The sequence below is a fragment of the Leucobacter komagatae genome (genome assembly GCF_000834055.1).
GTDB classification, from domain to species: Bacteria; Actinomycetota; Actinomycetes; order Actinomycetales; family Microbacteriaceae; genus Leucobacter; species Leucobacter komagatae_A.
Genome location: NZ_JXSQ01000022.1, coordinates 44,825 through 54,240, shown reverse-complemented (window position 1 = coordinate 54,240; position 9,416 = coordinate 44,825). Strand labels below are relative to the sequence as shown.

At 67.8% G+C, this 9,416-nt stretch carries 8 protein-coding genes; all 8 read left to right on the top strand.

Translation table 11 applies throughout. The features are described from left to right. A partial coding sequence (locus SD72_RS13260; protein ID WP_198141973.1) for an ATP-binding cassette domain-containing protein occupies nt 1–1,609 on the top strand: 1,609 nt, incomplete at its 5' end. Between the two features lie 44 nt (nt 1,610–1,653). After that, nucleotides 1,654–3,051 carry a hypothetical protein gene (locus SD72_RS13255; protein ID WP_052492694.1) on the top strand — a complete coding sequence of 466 codons (1,398 nt, stop codon included), beginning with the start codon at nt 1,654–1,656 and terminating at the stop codon, nt 3,049–3,051. 118 nt (nt 3,052–3,169) lie between these two features. Continuing rightward, the gene (gene adh, locus SD72_RS13250) at nt 3,170–4,693 is read left to right on the top strand and encodes an aldehyde dehydrogenase (protein ID WP_042544928.1); all 1,524 of its coding nucleotides are present in this window, start codon (nt 3,170–3,172) and stop codon (nt 4,691–4,693) included. A 149-nt stretch (nt 4,694–4,842) separates the two neighbouring features. Then, complete coding sequence (adhP, locus tag SD72_RS13245) at nt 4,843–5,862, top strand: alcohol dehydrogenase AdhP (RefSeq protein WP_042544943.1); 1,020 nt, start codon at nt 4,843–4,845, stop codon at nt 5,860–5,862. A gap of 63 nt (nt 5,863–5,925) precedes the next feature. Then, entirely contained in the window at nt 5,926–6,420 is a 495-nt protein-coding gene (locus SD72_RS13240) for a DUF779 domain-containing protein (RefSeq protein ID WP_084767215.1), read from the top strand. 78 nt (nt 6,421–6,498) lie between these two features. Beyond that, the gene (locus SD72_RS13235; RefSeq protein WP_042544941.1) at nt 6,499–7,047 is read left to right on the top strand and encodes a hypothetical protein; all 549 of its coding nucleotides are present in this window, start codon (nt 6,499–6,501) and stop codon (nt 7,045–7,047) included. 51 nt (nt 7,048–7,098) lie between these two features. Further along, nucleotides 7,099–8,676, top strand: coding sequence for a flotillin family protein (locus tag SD72_RS13230; RefSeq protein ID WP_084767214.1), 1,578 nt, complete (start codon nt 7,099–7,101; stop codon nt 8,674–8,676). Between the two features lie 116 nt (nt 8,677–8,792). After that, complete coding sequence (locus tag SD72_RS13225) at nt 8,793–9,416, top strand: PH domain-containing protein (protein WP_084767213.1); 624 nt, start codon at nt 8,793–8,795, stop codon at nt 9,414–9,416.

Here is a 9,416-nt window from a genome sequence, read left to right as displayed (position 1 = left end):
CGGAACACCCCAAGGGGCGCTCACCGTGCGCGGCCTCGCTGTGGAGTTGGCAGTTGTTGCCGGTTCCGGCTCCGCCAAGCGACAACAACTGCCAACTCGGGCGCTGGTGGGCGGGGTGAGCTTCGAGGTTGAGCCGGGGGAGGCCCTCGGTATCGTCGGCGAGTCCGGGTCGGGGAAGAGTCTCACTCTGCGCGCAATCGCCGGGCTCCTACCGCCAAGCACCAGGCAGGCGTCAGGCGAGGTCGCACTCGGCGGCCGTTTTGGCATGGTCTTCCAAGACCCGATGAGCGCGCTCGACCCGCTCACCCGCGTCGGCACCCAGCTGCGCGAGGCCTGCGTCGCCGGGGGCGCGGCGGACGCTTCAGCGCGCGTGCGTGAACTCCTCGCCGATGTGCGGCTCCCCGTCATCGAACGCATTGCCCGCTCCTACCCGCACGAACTCTCGGGCGGCCAACGGCAGCGCATCGTCATCGCCATGGCGCTCGCAGGAAACCCCGCCGTGCTCCTCGCCGACGAGCCGACCACCGCGCTCGACGTGACGGTCCAGCGGGAGGTGCTCGACCTGCTCGGCGCACTGCGGCGCAAGCGCGGGCTGACCCTCGTGCTCGTGAGCCACGACCTCGCGGTCGTCGCCGACGTGTGCGAGCGGGTCGCGGTGATGCGTGACGGGCGGATCGTCGAATCCGGCGAGACCGCTGCGGTGCTCGCGAGCCCGGCTCACCCCTACACGCGCGAGCTGCTGGCCGCGGTGCCGGAGCTCCCCCCGGTGGGAGAACACCCACCGGCGCCCTCCTCGCAGGTCGAGGCGCCAGGTGCAGGCACCCGTGCGCCCGCGCTCGCGGTTCGTGACCTCGCGGTCAGCTACGGCGGCACGGATGCGGTAGCCGGGGTCTCGTTCGAGCTCCGCGGCGCGCTCGGCCTCGTCGGCGAGTCCGGGTCTGGCAAGACGACGATCGCCCGCGCCATCGCCGGGGAGCTCCCAATGTCTGCCGGTGAGGTGGCATTCGCGGGGTCACCGCTGGCGGCTGGCAGTGGATCTCGGCCGCCCCGCCGCACCAAGGCCGAACGCGCCGCGATTCAGCTCATTCCGCAGGACCCTGTCTCCTCGCTCAACCCGCGCCTGCGTGTCGGGTCTGCCATCGCCGAGGTGCTCACGGCTCACGACGCGGCACGTGCGAGCTCGGCAACCACAGCTGCCCGAGTCACCGGACTGCTCGCAGAGGTCGGCCTCGAGGCTGCGCACGCGGACGCCTACCCGCACGAACTCTCCGGGGGACAGCGGCAGCGCGTCGCGATCGCCAGAGCGCTCGCCACGTCCCCGCGCGTGCTCATCGCCGACGAGGCAACGAGCGCGCTTGACGTGTCAGTGCAGGCGGAGATTCTTACGCTCCTCACCCGGCTGCGGATCGAGCGGGGTATCGCCCTGCTCGTCATCTCGCACGACCTTGCCGTGGTCAACGAACTCTGCGACACGGTGGTCGTGTTGCGCGGCGGACGCGTCGTCGAACAGGGGCAGCACGTGCTCACTGCGCCCGCCGCGGACTACACGCGAGCGTTGCTCGCTTCCGTGGTGCGGCTCCCTGGGAGTTCACCCCGTGGCCGTCCGTAGCCCGATCCTGTAGCCTCGGAGCATCTGAGCGCGAAGGAGGGTCAGTGCGTAATACTCGGCAGGCCCTGCAGCGTGGCGAATCGGTTCGTGAGCGCCGGCTTCTGCTTGCCCGAGCGCACGAACGTTTCGTCGCCGACGACGCCCTTGTCGCCGACCCGGAGTCGCGCGAGACCTTCGCTGCCCAAGCGGAGCTGCGGCCCGTCGTACTCGACTCCTGGCTGCGTGCACGGCGCCGCGCAGTCGATCCGAACCGCACGCCGGGGGAGGGGCAGCTCTCGCCCGCGGAGCTTGAAGAACTGCAGCGGTTGCACCCGATCGCGCGCGTGCTGCCCGTGATCAACCGGCTGCTGCTCGACGAAGCAACGCAGGCGGGATTCGTCGTCGCTGTTGGTGATGCGGCCGGGCGGATCCTGTGGATCGATGGCGACCGGAGGCTGCGTGCAAAGGCCGAGAGCATGGGCTTCGCTGTTGGTACGGACTGGTCGGAGGACGCGGTCGGAACGTCGGCTCCTGGCGCAGCGCTGCTGCTCGACGAATCTATCCAGGTGCTCGGCGCCGAACACTACAACCGGGCGGTGCACCAGTGGAGTTGCACAGCGGTTCCCGTCCACGAACCCGAGACCGGTGCGGTCATCGGGGTCATCGATGTGACCGGGGACGACGGCGCAGCAACCCCGCACATCCTTCCCCTCATCGAGGCGACGCGCGCCGCAGTCGAAGCGGAGCTCAAGCTCAACGCCATGCGTGCCGCACTCGAACGTGAGCACGGCCGCGAGCACGGCCGCGAGCGCGGCCACGGTGCCCCGCGGCGGATCACGATGGGCTCAGCCGATCGCGCAGCGCGGCAGGCGGCGCCCAGGCTCATGCTCCTCGGCCGCGACCCGGCCCTCATCGAACACGGCGGGCGCTTTGTGACCGTCGCGCGTCGCCACGCTGAGATCCTCGTCGCCCTCGCGCAGGCCCAGCACGGTTTGAACGCAGCAGCCCTCGCCGAGGCGGTGTACGGCGAGGGGGTCGCCGAACACAGCCTGCGGCCAGAAGTCGTTCGGTTGCGCAAGTGGCTCGCGCAGCAGCGGGTCGGCATCGAGCTGCTGTCGCGGCCATACCGCCTGAGCGGGCCGCTCAGGCTCGACGCCCTCGAAACGCTCGAGGCGCTCGAACGCGGCGCCCATCGGCTCGCGCTCGCCGCATACGAGGGGCCAGTGCTGCACTCCTCCGAGGCGCCAGCGGTTGAGCAGTTGCGCAACGAGGTCGACGCGACGCTACGGGAGTCAATGTTGCAGGCCGCAGCCGTCGAACTGCTCTTTGAGTACGCACACAATTGGGCGTTCGAGGACGCCCAGGTGTGGGAAGCGCTCCTGCACGAGCTGCCCCCGCTCTCACCCAAACGCACGCGCGTCGTCGCAAGACTCGAAGCGATCGCCGCCAGCAACGACCGGTAGCGCGCGCAGCGCGTGCTCCGCAACCTAGATGCAACCTTCCGCGACCTAGTGTTGCCGTACCAGGGCCGGCAACACCAGCCAGGGGACTTCGACAACGACGTCAGAGAGAGGTAGCACCATGACTGTCTACGCATTCCCAGGACAGCCCGATTCGCTCGTGAGCTTCAAAAGCAGGTACGAGCACTACATCGGCGGCGAATGGGTTCCGCCCGTCAAGGGCCAGTACTTCGAGAACATCACCCCGATCACCGGCCAAACCTTCTGCGAGGTCGCGCGCGGCACCGCGGAGGACATCGAGGCCGCCCTCGACGCCGCGCACGCTGCGGCGCCTGCATGGGGCAAGACCAGCCCGGCGGAGCGGTCGCTCGTGCTCAACAAGATCGCCGACCGCATGGAGCAGAACCTCGAGATGATCGCGGTTGCCGAGACGTGGGACAACGGGAAGGCCGTGCGCGAAACCCTCAACGCAGATATCCCGCTCGCCATCGACCACTTCCGCTACTTCGCGGGCGCGATCCGCGCGCAAGAGGGCAACCTTTCGCAGATCGACGAAGACACGGTCGCGTACCACTTCCATGAGCCGCTCGGGGTTGTTGGGCAGATCATCCCCTGGAACTTCCCGATCCTCATGGCTGTCTGGAAGCTCGCCCCGGCGCTCGCCGCAGGCAACGCGATCGTGCTGAAACCGGCCGAGCAGACGCCCGCATCGATCATGGTGCTGTTTGATCTCATCGGCGACCTGCTGCCGCCTGGCGTCGTGAACATCGTGAACGGCTTCGGCGCTGAGGCAGGCAAGCCGCTCGCCTCGAACCCGCGCATCCGCAAGATCGCTTTCACCGGCGAGACGACGACGGGCCGGCTCATCATGCAGTACGCATCGGAGAACATCATTCCGGTGACCCTTGAGCTCGGCGGGAAGAGCCCGAACATCTTCTTCGACGATGTCGCGGCGAAAGACGACGCGTTCTGGGACAAGGCGCAGGAGGGCTTCACAATGTTCGCGCTGAACCAGGGCGAGGTCTGCACCTGCCCGTCGCGCGCGCTCATTCAGGAGTCCTTCGCCGACGACTTCCTCGAGAAGGTTGTTGCGCGCACCGAGCTCATCAAGCGCGGCAACCCGCTCGACACCGACACCATGATCGGTGCGCAGGCGTCGAACGATCAGTTCGAGAAGATCAAGTCGTACCTCGACATCGGCCGCCAGGAGGGCGCGAAGGTGCTCACGGGTGGTGGCGTCGATGACCTCGGCGGCGAGTTCGCTGGCGGCTACTATATTCAGCCAACGATTTTCCGCGGAGACAACTCGATGCGGATCTTCCAGGAGGAGATCTTCGGGCCCGTCGTGTCTGCGACCACGTTCACCGACTTTGACGACGCGATCCGCATCGCCAACGACACCCTGTACGGGCTTGGCGCTGGCGTCTGGAGCCGCGACGGCGGCACCGCGTACCGCGCAGGCCGCGCGATCCAGGCGGGCCGCGTCTGGGTGAACAACTACCACGCGTACCCAGCCCACGCGGCGTTCGGCGGCTACAAGTCGAGCGGCATCGGGCGCGAGAACCACCTGATGATGCTCGACCACTACCAGCAGACGAAGAACCTGCTCTGGAGCTACAGCCAGAACTCGCAGGGATTCTTCTAAACCCGCACGACCCCGGTGGCGGATCCGCGCGCGCCGATCCGCCACCGGGGCTCCCAGCAGTACCAGCAGTACCAGCCGACCTTCGGCACCACCACACCGCTGCAGCGTCGCAGCACTGAGAAAGGAACACCCCCATGACCACATCCACGATGCGCGCCGCCTCTGTGCCGGCGTTCGGCGAGCAGCTCAACCTTGGCGACCAGGCCGTTCCAACGCCAGGGCCCGGGCAGGCACTCGTTCGTGTCCTCACCACCGGCGTGTGCCACACAGACTTGCACGCCGTCGAGGGCGACTGGCCTGTGAAGCCCGCTCCGCCGTTCATCCCGGGGCACGAGGGTGTTGGCTATGTCGAAGCGGTCGGCGATGGCGTCACGAACGTTGCGGTTGGCGACCTGGTCGGCAACGCATGGCTGTGGTCCGCGTGTGGGCACTGTGATCACTGCCGTACGGGGTGGGAGACGCTCTGCGAGCAGCAGCAAAACGGCGGCTACTCGGTCGACGGCTCGTTCGCCGAGTACATGCTCGTGGATGCGACTTATGCTGCGGTGGTGCCGGCTGGTTCGGACCCTGTTGAGGTGGCGCCCGTGCTCTGCGCTGGCGTGACCGTGTACAAGGGCCTAAAGGTGTCTGGCGTGCTGCCCGGCCAGTGGGTCGTCATCTCGGGCATCGGCGGGCTCGGCCACATCGCGGTGCAGTACGCGGTCGCGATGGGGATGCGGGTCGCTGCCGTTGATATCGCTGACGACAAGCTCGCGCTCGCGAAGAAGCACGGCGCCGAAATCACCGTGAACGCGCTCACGGAGGATCCCGTCGAGGCGATCCAGCGTGAAACCGGCGGCACGCACGGCGTGCTCGTCACGGCGGTGCACCCCTCGGCGTTCGGCCAGGCGATCGGGATGACCCGCCGCGGTGGCACGATCGTCTTCAACGGGCTGCCGCCGGGCGACTTCCCCGCCCCGATCTTCGACATTGTGCTCAAGGGGCTGACCATACGTGGCTCGATCGTTGGGACGAGGCAAGACATGATCGAGGCGCTTGATTTCTATGCGCGAGGCCTCATCCACCCGACGGTCGCCGAGCGTCCGCTCGAGGATGTGAACGACGTGCTCGATGAGATGCGCGCCGGCAAGATCGATGGACGTATAGTGCTCAGGCTCGCAAACGCCTAAGCTACGAGGCCCCGGGGATGAACCCCGGGGCCTTTTCCCATTACGACGAAGGAGGGGTTGAACATGACACAGGAACACCGCCGCACGGCTGCCGCGCCCGCGTGCGACCTCACCGACGCTGCGCCGGCCGAGCCGGCTGCGGCCGCCACACCCGAGGTGCCAGGCGCTATCCAGGCGAGGCCCGAGCTTGCTGGCGAGAGCGACAGCCGGCTCGCCTTCACCCCGGATGCGATCGCGCTCATCGACCAGTTGTGGACAATGCATGGCCCGCTCATGTTTCACCAGTCAGGCGGCTGCTGCGACGGTAGCGCTCCCATGTGTTACCAGGAGGGCGAGTTCAAGACCGGCGGGCAAGACCTTTTGCTCGGGACCCTTGAACTCCCGCCGCTCGCAGCCGAGGGCGATCCGCGCGAGATCGGGTTTTGGATGTCACGTGAGCAGTTCGGCGTCTGGTCGCACACCCACCTCACGATTGACGCGGTGCCCGGCCGCGGCTCCGGCTTCTCGCTCGAGGCACCGGAAGGGAAACGCTTCCTGATTCGCTCCAGACTCTTGTAGCGCGCACTGCGTGCCCTTTGATTGCTACGCTTGGGGCAATCGAATGAGCAACGAACGAGGTGCGCTATGGGAGCGATCATGAACTGGCTTGACCGCCTGCTCGATGGGTCGTTGCTCGCCGGCGGGATATTCCTGGTCATCGGCGTGGTCGGCGGCGTGCTGCTACTGCTCTCGCTGGTGCTCGACGGCATCTTTGACGCGTTCGACTTCGGTGACGGGCCGCTGAGCCTCACGACGATCGCCGCGTTCACCGCGATCTTTGGCTTCACGGCTTTCGGCCTCGTCGGAGTGGGGGTCGCGACACCGATCGCGGGGCTTCTCGGCGCGGCGGCCGGGGTCCTTGGCGGGGCTGCGGCCTGGTGGCTGAGCAAGGTCATTCGAAGCGCCGAATCATCAACAGCGGTGACGGGCGACGAGCTCGTCGGGTCCGAAGCCGGCGTCGTGCTCGCGATCCCAGCCGGCGGCCTCGGCGAGGTCGCGCTTGTCCGCCACGGGGAGCGCGTGTCGCTCGCTGCAACCGCGGACGCGGCGATTGCGCGCGGCACCACCGTGCGGATCGTGCAGACGATCACGGCGACGTCGGTGCGCGTCGAAGTCGCTCAGGCTCCCGCCGGAACCGGTACCTAACTTTCAGCGGCATCGCTGGCACTCGCACAACTCAATTTCCTTGGAGGGAACATGTTCTTCATAACCCCAGCGATCGTGGGAGTATTTGGCGCGGTGATCGCGCTCGTGCTCATCGCGCTCGTCATCATCAAGCGGTATCGCATCGCGAAGCCTGACGAGGCGATCATTGTCACAGGTGGCAAGGGCAAAGAGGTAGCTGCCGCGCAGGGCGGGACCACCCGCGACCTCTCCGGCCAGAAGGTCGTGACGGGCGGCGGCGTCTTCGTGCTGCCGTTCGTGCAGAAGTCGTTCACGATCTCGCTGCGGTCGCGCAGGCTCTCGATCACGACCGAGGCGCAGACGACCGACGGTATTACGATGCAGGCGCAGGCTGTCGCGGTCGTGAAGGTCGGCGGCACGCAGGAAATGATCCGCGCGGCAGCTCAGCGCTTCCTCTCGAACTCCGACGAAATCGACGAGTCGACGCAGGAGGTGCTCTCGGGCTCGCTGCGTTCCATCATCGGTGGCCTGACGGTGCTGCAGATCATTCGCGACCGCGCGGTCGTTGCGCAGAGCGTGCTTGAGGCAGCCGAAGAGGCGCTCACGAAGCAGGGCCTCGTGGTCGATACGCTGCAGATCCAGGAGATCCGCGATGGCGCCGACTACATCGCGAACATCGGCCGCCCGGAGGCCGCGAAGGTTCGGCAGCAGGCGGACATCGCCGAGACGAACGCCTACCAGGCCTCGGAGGAAGCGAAGATCGCGGCCGAGAAGGTGCTGCTCGATCGCAACCGCGAGCTGAAGCTCCGCCAGGCCGAGATCCAGGCCGAGACCGACAAGGCAAACGCGCAGGCGCAGGCAGCCGACCCGCTCGAGCAGGCGATCCAGCAGCAGGCCATTGTCGAGCAGCAGCAGATCACCGCGCAGCGCGAGGTGTCGCTGCGAACCGAGAAGCTCAACGCAGATGTGCGTGCCGTTGCCGAGGCTGAGGCGTACCGGCTCGAGGCGCTCGCGAAGGCAGAGGCTGCCGCAGCGGTGTCGGCCGCTGACGGTCGCGCGCAGGCGGTCGAGCGTGAGGGTCTCGCGGCTCGTGCCGCCCGTATCGCCGCGTCTGAGGCGGTCGCGGCGGAGGGCCGGGCAGAGGCCGAGGCCATCCAGGCGAAGGGCACCGCGGAGGCCGTCGCCGTCGAGGCGCGCGCTCGCGCGCTCGAGACGCAGTCGCAGGCCGTGCTCGCGCAGGAGCTCATCCACCGTCTCCCCGAGATCGCGGGCGAGTACGCGCAGGCGATCGCTGGCATCGACAGCATGACCGTCGTGTCGGCTGACGGCACCGCGCGCGTCGCTGGCGACGCGATGGGCAACCTCAAGGGGCTGCTCGAGATGGCACGCGAGACCGTCGGTGTGGATCTCGTTGGCATGCTCAACGGGGTCGTCACGGGAAGTGCAGCTGGCGCAGCAGCAGGCCGCGCCGCGAACACGGACCGTAAGTCCGTCGCTGATGCGTTTGAGCCGGAGACGGCGGACGCTGGCGACCGGCAGGACGCCTCCGCTGGTGTCGCGGCTCACGAGGACGCGGTCGAACGGGCAGCGACTGAGGCAGCGCTCGCTGAGGCTCGACAGAGTCTCGTGAGTGACGGCGACCAGGCGTAGTCGGTACGCGAACGGCGCGGGGCCCTGTGGCGGTGAGCTCAGGCCTCGCGCTGTTGCGTTGACGGGCACGGGGAGGCCTGCGAGCGCCGCAGAGCGCGACAGGGCAGAATAGGGGTATGCGGCGTACCCGGAACACTCAGGAGACTACGGTCCTCCCTGCCAAGGCTTCGCCCCCACTGGTCGGCGCGGAATCCACCCCGTGGGGGCTTCCGCGCGGCGGCGAGCAGGAGGGTGCGCAGGCGCCCCAGCTTGCGCCTGAGGAAATCGTGGTGCGCGTGCGCCGGCACGGCAGGCACCTCACGCTGCCCGTAGCGGTGCTCTTTATTGTGGCGGCAGCCGGTGGCTTCTTTATCGGAACGCTGCCCGAGCTGTGGATGAACGTTGGGGCGGCTGCGCTCGGGGTGTTCCTCGTCGTCTTCGCCGGGATCGGCCCGATCCTTGGCTGGCTTGCGCGCAGGGTTGTCGTGACAACGCGTCGCGTTATTGTGCACCACGGATTCTTCGTGAGACACCGCACGGAGGTGTCGCTCGCGCGAGTTCGCGAGGTGCGCTCAAAGCAGAACCCCATTCAGCGGCTGTGGCGTTCGGGCGATATCGACCTGTATGTCGGGGCCGACGTCACCCGTATCCCCGATGCCCCCGGGCTGAATACGCTGCACGCGGCGCTTCAGGAGCTCTCGGAGCGCAGCTACGACGAGCAGATCCGGGCGAGTGGCTTCGCGGGAGGGCTCGGCCGGTAG